Origin of the sequence: Synechococcales cyanobacterium T60_A2020_003 (genome assembly GCA_015272205.1) — a bacterium.
GTDB lineage: Bacteria > Cyanobacteriota > Cyanobacteriia > RECH01 > RECH01 > JACYMB01.
Genome location: JACYMB010000246.1, coordinates 1 through 16,399, shown reverse-complemented (window position 1 = coordinate 16,399; position 16,399 = coordinate 1). Strand labels below are relative to the sequence as shown.

Sequence of the window (16,399 nt, the reverse complement as noted above, 5' to 3'; positions counted from 1 at the left end):
CGAGGCAAGCATTCAAAAAGTTACGCCATATCGTTTTCAATGGCCCAGCGTGCCAGTTCAGTGCGGTTATGCAGTCCCGTTTTGCCTAGCATATTGCTAACATGACTTTCAATCGTGCGTTGGCTCACGTTTAGATCTGCTGCAATTTCACGATTTGCCATACCACGGGCTACGTATTGCACTACTTTAAGTTCAGTGGGCGTTAACTCTACGTCGAAAGGAACTTGAATCGTTGGACGATTTTCAACCCCCTTATCTTTGTGTTTTGCGAGGCGATCGGCTTGCTTCAATGACGACTCCACCTGAGCAACCAATTCTTCAGGCTCAAAAGGCTTGACCATGTAGACGTCTGCGCCAGTATTCAAGCCTTTGACCTTATCTTGACTTTGACCTTTGGCAGAAAGAAATAAAACAGGTACCCAGTTAGTTCGGGCATCTTGCCGAACATGTTCTACAAAGGAGTAACCATCCATTTCAGGCATCATGACATCGCAGATAATGAGATCCGGAATATCATTTTCTAGGATTTCAAGAGCTTCACGTCCGTTCTCAGCCGTCGTCACCTCATATCCACGAAACTCGAGATAGTCTTTGACTAACATGATGAGATTGGGGTCATCATCGATTAGCATCAGACGCTTTTTATCTCCGACGCTGTTCTCTTTCATGTTTAACTCTCGCCGCTCCTTAAAATGTTCACTCAAGGTTTCAAACAAGCTCCAGAAAGATGCACAAACTTAGCTTTCATTTAGTTTAGGGCTGATTCCGGATATTTTCGCGCGCTTACTCATGCTATTTAATGTCACCCCGCATGGAGAAAGGACATCAAGCGAGTTTTCTATTTATCCAAGGTACAAGTAGGGTAGCTTAGACGTTCAGAAAATCTACTTGTATGCATGATAGCCAACTAAACACCCGTGAATTCGCCGATGTGTACTTAGCACCTCCCATGATAAAGTATAGGGCTTTTCCTAAATCAAATACTATCCTTAACAGTACGTCTGAGAACAGAATGTTGCGTTTCTTGACGTATTCCGTATTCAAGGGCTGACCAAGGTGTCAACAGGCTCATACTTTACCTATTCGACTACCGCAGACAATACATGGCGATGAAAAACAAATTCTTCCACAATGCGATCGCCCAGTACGTGTTCTTGGATAATGCGCTCAATGACCTCTGGCGTCGCGTTACGATACCAGACACCGTCGGGATAAACCAAGAGAATAGGCCCTTGTTGACAAACTCGTAAACAGTTTGCCTTGGTACGAAAAATACATGTGGGATGCTCTTGAGTCGGACGATCCAGATCAAGTTCTTTCAGTCGTTTTTTAAGGTAATCCCACGCCACCAGGCTTTCGGCCTTATCGCAACATTTAGGAACAGTCTGATCGGCACAAATAAATATATGACGTTCAATCTGGGATAGACCGAGCGCCTTAACGCAAGCGGATAGGGAGTCGGGCGATTGAGAGTCGGGGACTGCACTCATGACGGATAACGAGAAAGCTCTATTACTAAGCTCATTGTGCCCTACTGAGCGGCGAGTATGGCGATCGCCCCAAGACTGAGGGCTTCTGTCCATTCAACCACGGCTCCATAAGTATCTCCGGTATGGCCACCTAATTTCTGATGAAACCATGCACCCCACCCCAAGGCGATCGCCCCACACGTAAAAGAACCCAATACGGACATCATCGAACTAGTGACAGGCATAACTAGACCTAAGCCAGCTAGCAGCAATGCCCATGGCCATGCGTGGTGGATTGAGGGCAAGGCTTGCTTATGGAACGCGCCTTTACCTTCGGCCTTAAGGTAAGGGTAGGATGCGATCGCCATTTGCTGCCCCCATCTTGCCCAGGCGGGTACTAGAATTAGTGCCCAGATACGACCTTGAGTTAAATCTGTAAGCGCAGCAACTTTGATCAGCAGGATCGCGATAGCGGCCATTGCACCAAAGGCACCCGTGACACTATCTGCCATCACTTGCAAGCGACGATCGGGATCTTGAACAGATAGGCCGTCGGCTGTGTCCATTGCGCCATCGAGATGTAGACCTCCCGTTATACCAACCCAGGTCAAACTGATGAGAACATTCTCTAGAAACCGTGGGGTATGGAGCGTTTGTAATACGGTGTCCAAACCTGATAACATTACGCCGATGATCAAGCCCGTGAGGGATGCACTCCGAGCCACGTATTGAAAATCTAAGGTGGCAATTCCAGGAATCGGTAAACAAGTATAAAACGCGAGAGCCGCAGCAATCCGACGAGGCGACTCTAACAAACGATCAGTCCACTTGGCGTTTAGAACCCTAGGCATTTCATCGGACATAACAAACTTTAAGGGCGATCGCTCTAGTAAGGGCGATTGCTCAACTTCCAATTTTGTAATGGTTTTCAGATGATCAAAACTGAGGGGAATTTCGCCAACTCGCCTAGAAGTTTCCGTATCTAGGAGCTATCCATCAAAGAATAGCGGTTGAATAGCAGGGACGTCTCCTCACGAGATGTGTATCTTCAGTAGATCGAAAATAGGCATGCTTCACAATGAACCCTGGCTTTGCCCCCCTCAATCGCCTTACCCTTCGGGAAGACGCCTTGCGTCCATAGAAAGAGAAGTTCAAGCCATCTCCGGCTCGGTTCCTCCCTTTTATAAGGGAGGCTAGGGGGAGCCAAACAAGGTTTGTAGTCTACTGATCTGAGCTAGAGTCTCTGTGAATTTCAAACGGTCATGAACGTACAGCGATGGGAGACGGTTCCGGATAGCTCACAGTTTCACCCTCATTGTGAGCGGCGTTCTTCTGTAGGTGATTGAGTGCTTCAACAAAGTCACGGATACCTTGAAACTGTCGATGTACGGATGCAAAGCGCACATAGGCAACCTCGTTCAAACTTTGCAATCGTTCTAGAACAAGTTCGCCAATTTCTGTGCTGGATACTTCCCGTGTGGTGCGCTGTTGCAATTCAGACTCAATCTCATCCACTAGTGCTTCAATGCGAGCCGGACTCACATCTGTTTTCTCACAGGCACGCACAATTCCTCTTAAAAGCTTCGAACGATCAAAAGACTCACGCTCGTTACTTCGCTTGAGCACAGTCACAGGCACAAATTCGATGCGTTCGTAAGTCGTAAAACGCCGACCACACCTTAGACATTCGCGCCTACGCCTAACGCTTTGACCGGACTCCGCTGATCTGGACTCCAGAACACGGTTGTCTGGAAATTGGCAGAATGGACATCGCATAACAACCGCCCCCCAGTCACGCTAGATCAACTTGCAGGTATGCACAACAACTAAGCCTTGCTATCTTCACTAAAAACAAATTACTGAAATGAAGAATTTGAAACCAACAGTTAAATATATATAGTCAATATCAAAACTTCGACTCGATCAAAGCTAGCTTAGCAACTGACACTTAAACATCGGTAAGTTGACCCGAAAAGCTGCTTGATCAAAAAGATTATCGGGAAATCCAATCCTTTTTATCAAGTGAGAAAGAGCTAACGGGCTGTTGGGAGACGACTCACATTCGACACTTTCACAACCTTGTTAGCTCATCGAATAAATCTCACTTAAAAAGCCTAGTCTTTAGTGATGCGGGGTGGCTCGCGGAAGGCGATCGCAAAGAACAAAACAGCTAGTGCTCCGACAAGGACAAGAATATAAGCGATACTTTCCATCGATTAATCTCTCACTCAGTCATATAAATAGTCTACAGGTAAATCATGGAATGGTCTAACAAGAAATCTCAGCTAAACATTGCTTAATGATACTTGCAGACCATTCCAAATGTCTAAGCCGTTCCTAAATGAGACTAAACAGCCTTTTCGGTACGACGAGTAGACTTGTCACCCACTTTCTGGTAGAAACCCCACTCGACTTGCTCTTCCGAAAGCTCGGGGTCAATACCTGCAAACACGTCGCGGAACAGAGTCCGAGAACCATGCCAGATATGACCGAAGAAGAAGAGAAGTGCAAATACTGCGTGACCAAATGTGAACCAACCACGGGTGCTGGTGCGGAAGACGCCGTCCGAATTCAGCGTTTCCGTATCAAACTCAAACGGTTCACCAAGCTGAGCTTTACGAGCAAAACGCTTAACAGACGCCGGATCCGTAAAGGTTTGACCATCAAGTTCCCCACCATAGAAGGCAACCGTCACACCCGTCTGCTCAATGCTGTACTTGGATTCAGCACGACGGAACGGAATGTCAGCACGAACAATTCCATCAGCATCCGTCAGCACAACCGGGAATGTTTCAAAGAAGTTCGGTAGGCGACGAACGCTTAGCTCACGACCCTCAGCATCCTTGAAGACAGGGTGACCTAGCCAGCCTTGGGCAATACCATCACCCTTGACCATCGGCCCTACACGGAACAAACCACCCTTCGCAGGGCTGTTGCCGACATAGTCATAAAAAGCCAGTTTCTCGGGAATAGCTTCCCAAGCCTGCGCATAAGTATCGCCGTCAGCAACACTAGCCTGTACGCGACGCTCAATTTCCTGCTGGAAGTATCCCTGATCCCACTGGTAGCGGGTGGGTCCAAACAGCTCGATGGGCGTAGCGGCACTGCCGTACCACATCGTACCTGCGACAACAAAGGCCGCAAAAAACACGGCTGCAATACTGCTGGATAGTACAGTTTCGATGTTCCCCATCCGCAGTGCCTTAAACAGACGCTCAGGGGGACGAACGATAAGGTGAAAAAGTCCAGCAATGATGCCAACAATACCTGCGGCAATGTGATGAGCCACGATACCGCCAGGATTGAAGGGGTCAAATCCTTCTGGTCCCCAGGCTGGAGCTACCGGCTGAACACTACCCGTCAGACCATATGGGTCAGATACCCACATTCCTGGCCCAAACAGGCCGGTGAGGTGAAATGCACCGAATCCGAAGCAGAGAAGACCAGATAAGAACAAGTGGATCCCAAACATCTTGGGCAGATCTAAGGCAGGTTCGCCAGTCCGAGGATCTCTGAACAGTTCTAGATCCCAGTAAACCCAGTGCCAGCAAGCTGCCAAGAACAGCAGGCCAGACAGAACAATGTGAGCGACGGCTACGCCTTCAAATGACCAGAATCCGGGATCAACTCCAGTTTCTCCCGTTACGCTCCAGCCTGCCCAAGATCCAGTCACACCCAATCTAGACATGAATGGAAGCACGAACATTCCTTGCCGCCACATGGGATTGAGAACTGGATCGCTCGGATCATAAACAGCCAGCTCATACAATGCCATTGAGCCAGCCCAACCTGCCACTAGTGCTGTGTGCATTAGGTGCACTGCAATTAGGCGCCCTGGGTCATTCAAGACCACAGTGTGCACTCGATACCAGGGTAGTCCCATCGACTACGCTCCTCCTACAAATCTATGTGTTTCAACACTCTCTTAAGCATTTCGCTGAGATTTCTACACTGACAAAGCCTGTGCAGAAACCACCCTACATCTAGAATGCTCTCAAGCTACCGACCTAACTGTTCTAATGGGATTAGAGCAAGTTTAGTAGTTTGACAACGGGTTTGTAAAAATGAATGTGTATAAAGAAGTGTTCCATAAATTGAGTCCTGATTTCAAGGGTCAAGTCTAAGCAACCTTGGGGGGCGCGAGATTTAGACTTGTCAGTTGAACACCCTCAAAGACTGACGTAAACGCTTTTTCGGGCATTGTGAATACTAACGCCAAGACCTATACGAGGATAGCTACATTGAAAATCCGATATGGGATTGGACACGATCGAAGAGTCGATTTCGTTACAAAAGTTTGTAAAATGGTCTTTCAAAGCAAGTTGGTTGCTAGTCCAACAAAGTTGCGGTCTACAGTTTGAAGGCTGTAGCCGCTCTGCGAAGACGAGCTGCGCTGGCTCTCTTGCCCAATTTGTTTCTTCAGACGCAGGTGATGAATAATTTCTGAGGTTTTTTGTTCTTGCTGCATTCACTGATGAAGAGTGGCTTTGGCACTAACCTTGGTAGGATGATTTTGCCTGAACTCTACGTCTGTTGCTCACTACCTGTACAGAGAACTTGGATATTTATGACAGTTATTAATTTTGTCAAAGAGGGGAAAGAGGTTGTTGCTGCTGACGGAGCCAATCTGAGACTCAAAGCCATGGAGAATGGTATTGATATATACACATTGAAAGGAAAGTTGCTGAACTGCGGCGGGTATGGTCAGTGTGGTACATGTATTATTGAGGTTGTGGACGGTATGGAAAATCTTTCGCCTCGCACGGATGCTGAAAACCGCAAGCTAAAGCGTAAGCCTGACACCTATCGTCTTGCCTGTCAAACGCTTGTGAACGGGGCGGTCAGCATTAAAACCAAGCCATAGGTCTTCAAAAAACGTACCGGAAGTGTAGCGGCGAATGATATCCTTAAGCTTAGATTTAGTCCATTTTTTAAAGCGATAGCAGAGGCTAGGTTCAATGCAAACGAACGACTTAGGGTTTTTAGCAACAATCCTCTTTGTACTAATTCCAAGCCTGTTTTTGGTGATTCTCTATATCCAGACTGCAAGCAGCAAGGCTAGCAAGTAGCGTTTTGCTGGAGTGATTTCATCAAGATAATGGACATAGGAAAGCGTTGACCTACTGAGGCATTTACGTCTACGTTGTTGGAGTTTACAGCGCTTTGATGTCACGCTAGGGATTCATTTTTGTTATATCAAGAAGGAGCAGAGACTTTTATTTCTAGCTCCTTTCCTATGGGTATGAATATGCTTCCGTGATGTTTGAAGAGGCGATCGCCCATTTTGATTGCCATTTACCTTCCATCACCATAGAATGCTAGGTTTTGTAGCCTCACCTGAGATGCATGTATGAAAAACCGGCTTTTTATCCTGGCAGCGGCAGTGTTGCTTCCCTTAGCAGCCTGTACCCCGTCTTCGACTCCCGATTTAGAACCAACGGCACCTACCTCTGAAAATGTTCAACCCTTTGTGACGGGCGCTATTCCAGATCAAGATCCGGAAAAGTTGCAGCGACTCTACAGCAAGCTAGCGGATTACTTGGAGTCTGAACTGGGTGTTCCCGTGGACTATAAACCTGTGACGGACTACGCCGCTGCGGTCACTGCGTTTAAAGTTGGGGATTTGGACATGGTGTGGTTCGGTGGATTGACAGGGGTACAGGCGCGCTTGCAGGTGCCAGGTGCGGAGGCGATCGCCCAGCGGGATATTGACGCTAATTTCCATAGTGTTTTCATTGCCAACACCGCAAGTGGCATTCAGCCGATTACGGATATTAATGAACTGACGACCCTAAAAGGGCATACCTTCACCTTTGGGAGCGAGTCTTCAACCTCTGGACGATTAATGCCCCAGTACTTTTTAGATGAGGCGGGCGTGAGGTTAGAAGACTTTAAGGGAGACGTTGGGTTTTCTCAATCCCATGACGCGACGCTGGAACTGGTGCAAGCCGGAACCTACGATGCGGGGGTAATGAATGAGCAAGTTTGGAATAGCCGCGTGGAAGATGGCACGGTTGATCCCTCAAACGTACAGGTCATCTGGCGGACTCCAGCCTACTTTGACTACCACTGGGTGATTAACCCAGCAGTGAAGGAGCGCTATGGGGAGGACTTTGTAGAGCGGGTACAGGCGGCTCTGATGGCCCTAGATCCAAACAATCCCGACGAAGCAGAGATCTTAGAACTCTTTGGCGCGGAAAAGTTCATTTCCACGGAGAACGCCAACTATGAGCAGATCGAAGCGGTAGGACGCGAAATCGGTAAGATCCAGTAATGGTGCAGAAACCCCCGATGTTTGAGGTGCGGCAGGTGAACCAGCGGTTCGGAGGGTTCCCAGCGTTGGCGAATCTGTCGTTTCAGATTTTTGAGGGAGAGCGGGTCGCGCTAGTTGGGTCAAGCGGGGTGGGAAAAAGTACGCTGTTGCGGTTGCTAAATGGAACTTTGTATCCAACCGAGGGAGAGGTTCTGGCCTTAGGCTATTCCCTAGGACAACTTTCCCCTCGTCAGTTGCGGCGGGTGCAGCGGCACATCGGTACGATTTACCAACAGTTGCATTTGGTGGATACGCTGCAAGTGATCCATAACGTCAATGCAGGACATTTGGGGCGCTGGTCGTTTTTGAAGGCGATGCTGTCGTTGATTTATCCCCAAGAGGTTGGTATAGCCCTGCAAGCCTTAGAACGCGTAGGTATTCCCGAAAAAATTTACACGCGCACCGATCAACTATCGGGGGGACAACAGCAACGAGTGGCGATCGCCCGTGTTTTGGTACAAAATCCCCTCGTAATCCTAGCCGATGAACCCGTGTCTAGCCTCGATCCTCAGCGCAGTCGCGAGGTGATGCAGCTTCTCAGTGATTTGGTGAAAGAATCGGGCAAAACCTTAGTGGTGAGTTTGCACTCTGTCGATCTGGCACTGGAGTTTTGCGATCGCGTCATGGGTTTGCGGGATGGACGCCTTCAGTTTGATGCACCGACAGCGGCGATCGCCCCGGAGATGCTGACCGATTTGTACCGTCTGGGAGAATCCGGTGACAACCGCTAGCCTACCCCGTCCGCCACTCTTGACAGCTCGAACGCTCTGGATCGGGGGATTCATTGGGGCGATCGCCTTCTCGCTAGTCACGGCAGGTGTTTTTGGCAAGGAACTGTTTAACCCTGGAGGCTTGCCTCAACTGGAAGGATTTCTCCAGGCTAGCCTGCATCCGGATACTAGCGCTGAATTTCTGCCAATCGTTTGGGCAGCGACCTGGGTAACGTTGGCCTATGCCGTTTGCGGTACGGTACTAAGTGTAGGTTTAGGCATTTTGGGTGGCATTTTGGCTTCGGAAATCTGGTGGGATGCAGTGCTACCCCGTCAGCCTTACCGTCGCTGTTTTTGGGGCGCGATCCGATCCGCTTTGGCACTTCCCCGGGCGATTCATGAACTGATTTGGGGACTCTTTTTCATCAACATTCTGGGGCTTGATCCCCTAGTGGGAATTTTGGCGATCGCCCTTCCCTACGGTGCGATCGTCGCCAAGATATTCTCAGAAATTTTAGACGAAACGCCGCGCGAGCCTCTTGATGCGCTCCTGAACAGCGGCGTTGCTCCGTTAACGGCTTTTGCCTATACCCTCCTACCCCAGGCATTTTTGAACCTGCTGTCCTATACCTTTTACCGCTTTGAGTGCTCGATCCGGTCGGCGGCGGTGTTGGGCATTATTGGTGCGGGCGGATTAGGTTACGAAATTTTTCTGAGTTTGCAATCGCTGCGATATGAGCAACTGTGGACGCTGTTTTATGCGCTGATTTTGCTCAATGGAACGGTCGATGTGCTGAGTGCGCTACTTCGACATCACCTTGGTTCCCCTAGTCGGCTGGATTTCAACCTGAAAAAAACGCAGGGATGGCGACGGATGGTGTCGATTCGTGATCCATGGATCGTGCTGACATTAGTGGGTTTAGCAGTGCTAATTCCCCTGTGCTTTTGGAGTGTTGGGGCTGACGCCAGTAAACTCTGGTCACCGCGCACATTCACGCTTTTACAAGCGATGGGAGAGGATGCATTTCCACCAACGTTTGAACTGTCCGAAGGGCGATCGCTCCTAATCCTGTCCTGGCAAACGGTTGCCATGTCAATTCTGGCGATCGCCCTTGCAGGCGTTGGCAGCATCCTGTTCTCGTTTCCGGCGGCGCGGACGTTTTTTCTGCCGGGGGGGCTTTTTAGTTCGGGGCGTATGGCGGGACGTCGTCGCGCGGGGGCTTGGCTAACGCTGATCGGGAGTCGGTTCACGCTATTGGTCTGTCGGGCGATTCCAGCTCCGATCTGGGCACTGGTGATTTTGTATGTGATCTTTCCCGGTATTTTGCCAGGAGCGATCGCTCTAGGGATTCATAACTTGGGCATTCTGGGGCGACTCATGGCGGAGGTCAACGAAAACCTCGATCAGCGTCCGTTGATAGCCCTGCAAGCACAGGGCGCATCCTCACCGCTTGTCCTGCTGTACGGTGTGCTTCCCATCAACTTCACTAAATTTCTGGCCTACATTCTCTATCGGTGGGAAGTCTGTATGCGCGAAACGGTAATCGTAGGATTAGTCGGAGCAGGAGGCTTGGGACGATTGCTGACCGAGCAACTCAGCAGTTTTGACTATTCGAGTGTGGTTGTTACCTTAGCATGCTTTGTACTGCTCACCTTTGCGGTGGATTGGGTGAGTCAATCGGCACGGCGATCGCTGCGGTAAGCGCATCTTCCGTCAGGGGAAGGCAAAACCTCGTACGATGCCTAATTGGAAACAAAGCATGAAGATTGCTGAAATGCCGCCTCTATTGCTCTAAAATCAGGGTGCTGACTAGGCTGTGTCTTATTCAAAAGCACTATTTTTAGACTATATTCAGCAGTTTTCGTTAAAACCATCTGTTTTTAGCAGTAACAGATTGTGGACTTCTAAAACACAGGAGATTTATTATGCGTTGGCAAATGGGACGCAGGAGCAGCAATGTCGAAGATCGGCGCGGACGAAGCGTAGGCGTTCCAGTTGTCGGTGGCGGCATTGGCATGATCATCTTAGCCGTAATCATTGCCCTCCTCGGTGGAGATCCTAGCATTGTCCTAGATCAGGCATCTCAGGTCACCACGAGTGCGCCTCCCAGCGCCCAGATTGATTCTCCTGAACAGCAAGAGCTGGTTGAATTTGTGTCCGTTGTGTTAGCCGACACTGAAGACACTTGGAGCCAAATTTTTCGGAAAATGGGTGGCAACTACCAGGAACCGACCCTAGTGTTGTTTACCGGAACAGTACAATCCGGTTGCGGCTATGCTCAAGCGGCGATGGGGCCTTTCTATTGCCCGTTGGATCAGAAACTCTACATTGATCTAAGCTTCTACGATGATCTGAAAAATCGTCATGGTGCGCCGGGTGACTTCGCTCAAGCCTACGTGATTGCCCATGAAGTCGGCCATCATGTCCAGAACTTGCTGGGCATTTCTGACCAGGTGCAAAGAATGCAGCAACGTAGCAGCAAAGTCCAAGCCAATGAGCTATCAGTGCGTTTAGAATTACAGGCCGATTGTTTAGCAGGGGTATGGGCAGCATATACGCAGCAAAGCGATAACGTCAGCTTGGAACCAGGCGATATCGAAGAAGCCCTGAATGCAGCCGCCAGCATTGGTGACGATCGCCTTCAAAAACAGGCGCAAGGCTATGCCGTTCCTGATTCCTTTACTCACGGCACATCGGCTCAGCGGGTGCGCTGGTTTACCCAAGGAGTAAAAACGGGCGATCCGAATCAGTGCAATACCTTTGACGCTAGAAATCTGTAAAAAGCCTTCCAGTAGCAAACTCTGAATTCTGGAATGCGTGTCTATTTCCTAGAATTGCGGGTAACGTGCCCTTTGCAAGCGCAATGCATGGTGGACTAATCTTTGCGGTGATTACGTGAAACCTAGCCGTAAAACGCTTTGGTAGAAGATGAAACTAGCGCACCAAGCCAAGCCGAGGGAAAATCCCACCGAAAACAGCGTAAATCTCCAGGATTTCGATTCGCTCAGCAAGGTGGCTACGGTTGCTAGGCAAGGGGTGTAGAGGAGGCAAAAAATACAAAAGCTGTAGCCTTGGGCAAAGGTGATTTGCTCCGCAATCGTTTGACTGACAGTGGCATCCGTTGATCCGTAGATCACGGCTAGCGCACCGACAACAACTTCCTTCGCTACAAATCCAAAAATCAGAGCCAGGGTAAGTTGGGGCGGAATCCCAAGAGGACGCATCACCGGATCTAACAACTGCCCAATTTGCCCGCCAACGGTGTCTAATCCTGTAGCTCCTGGTGGTAGGTTGGTCACCATCCACACGGCTACACAGCCAAACAGAATAAACCCAGAGGATCGAGTGAGAAAATCTCTAACTTCTAACCAGCTTCTTTTGAATACTTGCCCCATGGTTGGAAACCGATAGGGGGGTAATTCTAGAACAAAGGGTTCCTCATGCTTGAAGACCCGTTGGAAAAGCGCCGCTGTGAGCAAGGCTACTAGAAAGCTGAGCAGATAGAGCGAGAATAGGGCGATCGCCCCTCGCCGATCGGGAAATACCGCTGCCAGAATAAACACGAATACTTGCAGTCGAGCCGAACAGAGGGAGAAAGGCACGATCAGCATGGTCAGCAACCGGAGAGGGCGCGATCGCATCACGCGCGTACCCATGAGGGCAGGTACATTACAGCCAAACCCCAGCATTTGCATGACAAAGCTGCGCCCATCTAACCCCAACCGCTCCATTAACGCATCCATTAAATAGGCTGAGCGAGAGAGATATCCACTATCCTCTAGAATCGCCATCAGGACGAAGAACAGCAGAATTAGGGGGACAAAGGACGCAACGGTGGCTACCCCGTTCCAAAGTCCGTTGAGGATCAGATCCTGGATCACCGGGGGGAGAGGACTAATGAGCGGCTCAATGAGATAGGTTTGTAATCCACCTGTTAACCATCCCATCACGTCTTGGGCTGGCAATCCGACGGTCCAAATCAGCCAAAAGGTGAGAAATATTCCGAGAAGAAATAAAGGTAACCCCAAAATAGGATGTAAGAGTAGCCGATCGAGGCTGGCGGTGAGATTTAACGCCCTATGAGTAGGCATCTTGACCGCACCAACTAAGAGCGCATCTATGGTTTCCCCAGGAAGCTCTGGAAATTGGGCTAAACGGTCTTCAAGGTGGTGGATATGGTAAGAAGCAGGTTCTTGTCTTAGAGCATGGGCGATCGCGGCATAAACGTTGTGATAACCCTGGCCGTACTTTGCGCTTAACAAAAGAACGGGTACGCTCAAACGCCGAGCGAGTTCTTCAGCATCGATCTCAATACCGTAGCTCTGAGCCTCATCGACCATATTGAGAATCGCCAGGATCGGGACACCTAGGGCTTGAACTTGTAAAAGTAAGCGAATTTGGCGATCGATTTGAGTTGCGTTCATCACGACCACGATCAAATTCACTGAAAAGTTTTCTAAAAACTGGCGGACAACCGCTTCGTCCTCTGAGAAGCCATTGAGATTGTAAATTCCGGGTAAGTCCACAACTTCAGTTGGGATTCCGCCGATCACGACGTTGGCTTGAAGTAATGCAACGGTCATTCCTGGCCAGTTTCCCACCGTTGCCGAGGCGTTGGTCAGGCGGTTGAAGAAAGTTGATTTGCCTGTATTCGGCATACCAATCAGGACAATACGTTTGCCAGAATTATCCGCCTGCGTCACACTGGCATGGCCAAGATCATTGCCCGCTTGAATCATGCACGCTTCCTAGAACCTAGAATTGAAGTCAAGTCAACAGACAGAAGGCCAGCATCCAACCACTGGCAGATTAATCTTGGCAGAATGCTTCGAGGGTTTCTACCGTGCGAACCAAAATATGATTTGCTTCTCTGCGTCGAATTGCAACCTCCGTTGTAGCACCGACCTGAATGTGAAGTGGTCCTCCTAATATGGCTTTTCGTAGCACCTTAACGGAACGATTGGCGCTGATCCCCATAGCCGTTAGGCGGCAGGCAAGAGCCGCATCATACTGTTCACCGTTCACTTGCTCAACAATGGCTGTCTCACCCGCTCGTAATTCAGATAGTGTCATACGGATTTATTGATAAAGATTTGCATTAATTCTATCAGATGGAATCTGGGTTGCATAGGACTATGGAGAACTTATTTGTGGAACAAGTTTAGAACTCGGGAGTGGATCTCGCGGTGTGTAGATTCTCTATAGAGGGTGTATAGGATAGCTATTTAGGTTTTCCCAAAATAATTAAAGAAGGTATACGCCCTTGATTAGGACTGAGTTCCCGAATGGACAGCTTTAATGAAAGGATCGAGTACCTGGTACCCATGCCTGCGTCTGATTTGTCATGAAGTGGCCTACTCTGCGGTGAGTCTTTTTCATCAAAGGGCGAAAGCCCCGTAGAAACGCTTTAGAGTTTTCATGATTATGAGAACCCCTCGATGAATCTTCTTATTGCGAAATTTTAGGATTGTAAATATTGAAATCTTCTTCTCATTCTCAATAAGGGCATTATTGATCGGGGGGCTAGAAATCTGTAGTGCAATTCAATCTTTAGGTTTGCTAAAGAAGACGCATAGAATAGTGGAAACGAATGTTTTCAACCCCTGGGAAGTCAGGAGCAGTGATCGTTGCGGGGCTTCCGTCTGCTGAACCTTCGCACGTCAACATTCGAGAAGGCGTCTACCTCAAGTAACGTTAAGGAGTAGCCGCGATCGCTAATCCGACGTGCCATTTGTGGGAACGTATCCCAAAATGCTGTGTGAGTTGCAATGATGCGTTTCGTCGTGAGAATTGGAATAAATTGAAATGGCTATCCTCTTAGCGGGCGATATTGGCGGGACAAAAACAATTTTGCGTCTTGCAAAAGCAACGTTTGTCGAACATCAACCTCTGCCCCAGTTCACTCCTCTGTACGAGGAAACCTATCCCAGTCAGTCCTTTCCGGATCTGGTTCCCATGGTTCAAAAGTTTCTGATGGCGGTGGAGCTGATCTTTCATGAGCCGATTCGACCGGAGGTTGCCTGTTTTGGGATTGCAGGTCCTGTTGTCCGCAACACGTCTGAACTGACCAATTTGAGTTGGTCATTGTCGAGCGATCGCCTTGAAGACGATTTAGGAATTCCCAAGGTCAAGCTGATTAATGACTTTGTCGCCATCGGGTTTGGCGTTCTTGGCCTGACCGATCGCGATGTGGAAACCTTACAAGCGGTTCCTGCCGATCCGGCTGCACCGATTGCCGTGATTGGCGCAGGCACGGGCCTAGGGCAAGGTTTTCTCACGCCCATTGGTGGCGGACGCTACCAGGTGTTTGCCAGCGAAGGATCCCATGCCGACTTTGCACCACGGTCGGAACTAGATTTTCAACTTCTGCGCTATCTGAAAGAACTCCACAACATCGATCGAGTATCGGTAGAGCGGGTGGTGTCTGGATTAGGAATTGTGGGGATTTATGAATTCCTGCGCGATCGCGACCCCGATCACGAATCCCCTGCCCTTGCCGAAATTTATAAAACCTGGAAGCACGACATGGGGCAATCGGAAAAGCGCGTTGACCTGGCCGCCGAGGTTTCCAAAGCGGCGGTCGCAGGTCATGATTTTCTCTGCGAACAGGCCATGCGCCTCTTTGTAGAAGCCTATGGAGCCGAAGCCGGAAACTTAGCGCTCAAAATCTTGCCCTTTGGCGGGCTATATGTGGCCGGCGGGATTTCTGCCAAGATTCTTCCCCTGATTCAAAATGGAACGTTTATGCGCACCTTTACCGCCAAAGGGCGGTTACGGGGGGTGATGGAGCAAATTCCAGTGCATGTTGTCTTGAATCCAAAAGTTGGATTAATAGGTGCAAGCATTTGTGCGGCTCAGATGTACCTCGACACCCGCCGTTAAGCTTGTTCTACAGCCCTAAAGCGACGGCATCGATGCCCATATCTGGTGCAAAGCCGTAAGTTGCAGATCAAAGGTCGCGATCGCGGCATCTGAATTCCCGAGGCTATCCGCCATCATTACCTCCACGAGAGCCGTAGGCAAATCTCGAAGAACCCAAGGCAGTTTTCTCGCAAGCCACGGGGGGAGATGATTGATCTGCACGGATGGATTCGCATTGAGCAGCGCAACTAACGCATCCATTGATAAGGCGTCTGGGCCTGCCAATTCAAAGATCCCAGCCTGCGGTTGATTGAGGGCTGCGAGAATGGCGGAAACCACGTCGTCTAGACAGATAGGAGCGACCTGCTGTTGTCCGGAACCTAGCACAGAAACGGCTTTCCCATGCTTGCTAATCAGGCTTTCCGCAGTGGAACCAGGGCGTTTGGGAGACCCGATAATGTGGGTGCAGCGAAAAATCGTGACCGGATTGCTAGACGCAAGTAAGAGGCGTTCCGCCTGAGCTTTGGTGGATAGGTAGGCGTTTGACGATTGTTCTGAGGCACCAACATAGCTTAAAAAAACGACACGCTGGTTTTTTTCTGGATTTAAAGCGGATCGAACAGCAGCGGTTGTTCAAACATTTGCACCCACGTAATCCCCCTTTTTAGGCTTTAAACTTCCTGCGAGGTGGACAACGGCATCGGCCTGGGCGATCGCCCCTTGGGTACTGGACGAATGAATCCAGTCTGGAATAACCTCCATCACTGGAAGGGATACTGGAGAACGTACTAAGGCGATCACGTCCCACTGTTCTTGAAGGACTGGGAGAAGCGTATGTCCGACTTGCCCATTGGCTCCAGTAACGACAACCGTGCCTAATTTCACGGTTTCCTCCTTCTTCAGAGTGAGAACTTAATGACAGTGAGAACTTAATGACAGTGAGAACTTAATGACAGTTTAGATTTATGACCAACCTGGCTTTGCTGGTGACATCCTCCCGACGCTCACCCTATCGGGTAGAGCGCGGGCTTCCCCAGATCGCTCT

General features: G+C 49.5%; 16 protein-coding genes and 1 pseudogene. 7 read left to right on the top strand and 10 right to left on the bottom strand.

The features are described 5' to 3' along the window. Window positions 1-20: 20 nt before the first annotated feature. The 6 genes from IGR76_12215 to psbB form a co-directional block, all read right to left on the bottom strand. The gene (locus IGR76_12215; protein MBF2079252.1) at window positions 21-668 is read right to left on the bottom strand and encodes a response regulator transcription factor; all 648 of its coding nucleotides are present in this window, start codon (window positions 666-668) and stop codon (window positions 21-23) included. A gap of 411 nt (window positions 669-1,079) precedes the next feature. After that, entirely contained in the window at window positions 1,080-1,490 is a 411-nt protein-coding gene (locus tag IGR76_12210) for a ferredoxin (protein ID MBF2079251.1), read from the bottom strand. 41 nt (window positions 1,491-1,531) lie between these two features. After that, the gene (locus IGR76_12205) at window positions 1,532-2,320 is read right to left on the bottom strand and encodes an adenosylcobinamide-GDP ribazoletransferase (GenBank protein ID MBF2079250.1); all 789 of its coding nucleotides are present in this window, start codon (window positions 2,318-2,320) and stop codon (window positions 1,532-1,534) included. A gap of 409 nt (window positions 2,321-2,729) precedes the next feature. Then, window positions 2,730-3,245, bottom strand: a complete 516-nt coding sequence (gene nrdR, locus IGR76_12200; GenBank protein MBF2079249.1) for a transcriptional repressor NrdR — start codon at window positions 3,243-3,245, stop codon at window positions 2,730-2,732. Between the two features lie 338 nt (window positions 3,246-3,583). Then, on the bottom strand, window positions 3,584-3,682 hold the full coding sequence (locus tag IGR76_12195; protein ID MBF2079248.1) for a photosystem II reaction center protein T: 99 nt from the start codon (window positions 3,680-3,682) through the stop codon (window positions 3,584-3,586). A 134-nt stretch (window positions 3,683-3,816) separates the two neighbouring features. Then, the gene (gene psbB, locus IGR76_12190; GenBank protein ID MBF2079247.1) at window positions 3,817-5,352 is read right to left on the bottom strand and encodes a photosystem II chlorophyll-binding protein CP47; all 1,536 of its coding nucleotides are present in this window, start codon (window positions 5,350-5,352) and stop codon (window positions 3,817-3,819) included. A 684-nt stretch (window positions 5,353-6,036) separates the two neighbouring features. Here psbB and IGR76_12185 point away from each other — a divergent pair. From IGR76_12185 to IGR76_12160, 6 genes are all read left to right on the top strand, one after another. Beyond that, the gene (locus IGR76_12185) at window positions 6,037-6,333 is read left to right on the top strand and encodes a (2Fe-2S)-binding protein (protein ID MBF2079246.1); all 297 of its coding nucleotides are present in this window, start codon (window positions 6,037-6,039) and stop codon (window positions 6,331-6,333) included. A 94-nt stretch (window positions 6,334-6,427) separates the two neighbouring features. Further along, on the top strand, window positions 6,428-6,538 hold the full coding sequence (locus IGR76_12180) for a photosystem II reaction center protein M (protein ID MBF2079245.1): 111 nt from the start codon (window positions 6,428-6,430) through the stop codon (window positions 6,536-6,538). Between the two features lie 281 nt (window positions 6,539-6,819). Then, window positions 6,820-7,743, top strand: coding sequence for a putative selenate ABC transporter substrate-binding protein (locus IGR76_12175; protein ID MBF2079244.1), 924 nt, complete (start codon window positions 6,820-6,822; stop codon window positions 7,741-7,743). Continuing rightward, window positions 7,743-8,513 (top strand): phosphonate ABC transporter ATP-binding protein, encoded by a 771-nt coding sequence (locus IGR76_12170; protein ID MBF2079243.1) that lies wholly within the window; start codon window positions 7,743-7,745, stop codon window positions 8,511-8,513. The genes IGR76_12175 and IGR76_12170 overlap by 1 nt, the downstream gene beginning before the upstream one ends. 52 nt (window positions 8,514-8,565) lie before the next feature. Continuing rightward, on the top strand, window positions 8,566-10,194 hold the full coding sequence (locus tag IGR76_12165) for an ABC transporter permease subunit (GenBank protein MBF2079242.1): 1,629 nt from the start codon (window positions 8,566-8,568) through the stop codon (window positions 10,192-10,194). Between the two features lie 224 nt (window positions 10,195-10,418). Next, window positions 10,419-11,273 (top strand): neutral zinc metallopeptidase, encoded by an 855-nt coding sequence (locus IGR76_12160; protein ID MBF2079241.1) that lies wholly within the window; start codon window positions 10,419-10,421, stop codon window positions 11,271-11,273. Between the two features lie 111 nt (window positions 11,274-11,384). Here the strand turns inward: IGR76_12160 and feoB are convergent, their stop codons facing one another. Further along, complete coding sequence (gene feoB / locus IGR76_12155) at window positions 11,385-13,232, bottom strand: ferrous iron transport protein B (GenBank protein ID MBF2079240.1); 1,848 nt, start codon at window positions 13,230-13,232, stop codon at window positions 11,385-11,387. A gap of 70 nt (window positions 13,233-13,302) precedes the next feature. Continuing rightward, complete coding sequence (locus tag IGR76_12150; protein MBF2079239.1) at window positions 13,303-13,566, bottom strand: ferrous iron transport protein A; 264 nt, start codon at window positions 13,564-13,566, stop codon at window positions 13,303-13,305. Between the two features lie 732 nt (window positions 13,567-14,298). Here IGR76_12150 and IGR76_12145 point away from each other — a divergent pair. Further along, window positions 14,299-15,375 carry a glucokinase gene (locus tag IGR76_12145; protein ID MBF2079238.1) on the top strand — a complete coding sequence of 359 codons (1,077 nt, stop codon included), beginning with the start codon at window positions 14,299-14,301 and terminating at the stop codon, window positions 15,373-15,375. A gap of 15 nt (window positions 15,376-15,390) precedes the next feature. On the opposite strand, the pseudogene IGR76_12140 reads toward IGR76_12145, so the two are convergent. Next, window positions 15,391-15,906, bottom strand: a pseudogene (locus IGR76_12140) (NAD-dependent epimerase/dehydratase family protein). Between the two features lie 81 nt (window positions 15,907-15,987). After that, window positions 15,988-16,239 carry an NAD-dependent epimerase/dehydratase family protein gene (locus tag IGR76_12135; GenBank protein ID MBF2079237.1) on the bottom strand — a complete coding sequence of 84 codons (252 nt, stop codon included), beginning with the start codon at window positions 16,237-16,239 and terminating at the stop codon, window positions 15,988-15,990. Window positions 16,240-16,399: the final 160 nt, after the last annotated feature.

What these genes read in the sequence shown, in the direction of transcription:
- IGR76_12145 (MBF2079238.1), top strand. Translation starts at nt 14,299, where the DNA reads ATGGCTATCCTCTTAGCGGGCGATATTGGCGGGACAAAAACAATTTTG.
- IGR76_12180 (MBF2079245.1), top strand. Translation starts at nt 6,428, where the DNA reads ATGCAAACGAACGACTTAGGGTTTTTAGCAACAATCCTCTTTGTACTA.
- psbB (MBF2079247.1), bottom strand. Translation starts at nt 5,352, where the DNA reads ATGGGACTACCCTGGTATCGAGTGCACACTGTGGTCTTGAATGACCCA.
- IGR76_12150 (MBF2079239.1), bottom strand. Translation starts at nt 13,566, where the DNA reads ATGACACTATCTGAATTACGAGCGGGTGAGACAGCCATTGTTGAGCAA.
- IGR76_12195 (MBF2079248.1), bottom strand. Translation starts at nt 3,682, where the DNA reads ATGGAAAGTATCGCTTATATTCTTGTCCTTGTCGGAGCACTAGCTGTT.
- IGR76_12205 (MBF2079250.1), bottom strand. Translation starts at nt 2,320, where the DNA reads ATGCCTAGGGTTCTAAACGCCAAGTGGACTGATCGTTTGTTAGAGTCG.
- IGR76_12160 (MBF2079241.1), top strand. Translation starts at nt 10,419, where the DNA reads ATGCGTTGGCAAATGGGACGCAGGAGCAGCAATGTCGAAGATCGGCGC.
- IGR76_12210 (MBF2079251.1), bottom strand. Translation starts at nt 1,490, where the DNA reads ATGAGTGCAGTCCCCGACTCTCAATCGCCCGACTCCCTATCCGCTTGC.
- feoB (MBF2079240.1), bottom strand. Translation starts at nt 13,232, where the DNA reads ATGATTCAAGCGGGCAATGATCTTGGCCATGCCAGTGTGACGCAGGCG.
- IGR76_12185 (MBF2079246.1), top strand. Translation starts at nt 6,037, where the DNA reads ATGACAGTTATTAATTTTGTCAAAGAGGGGAAAGAGGTTGTTGCTGCT.
- IGR76_12175 (MBF2079244.1), top strand. Translation starts at nt 6,820, where the DNA reads ATGAAAAACCGGCTTTTTATCCTGGCAGCGGCAGTGTTGCTTCCCTTA.
- nrdR (MBF2079249.1), bottom strand. Translation starts at nt 3,245, where the DNA reads ATGCGATGTCCATTCTGCCAATTTCCAGACAACCGTGTTCTGGAGTCC.
- IGR76_12215 (MBF2079252.1), bottom strand. Translation starts at nt 668, where the DNA reads ATGAAAGAGAACAGCGTCGGAGATAAAAAGCGTCTGATGCTAATCGAT.
- IGR76_12170 (MBF2079243.1), top strand. Translation starts at nt 7,743, where the DNA reads ATGGTGCAGAAACCCCCGATGTTTGAGGTGCGGCAGGTGAACCAGCGG.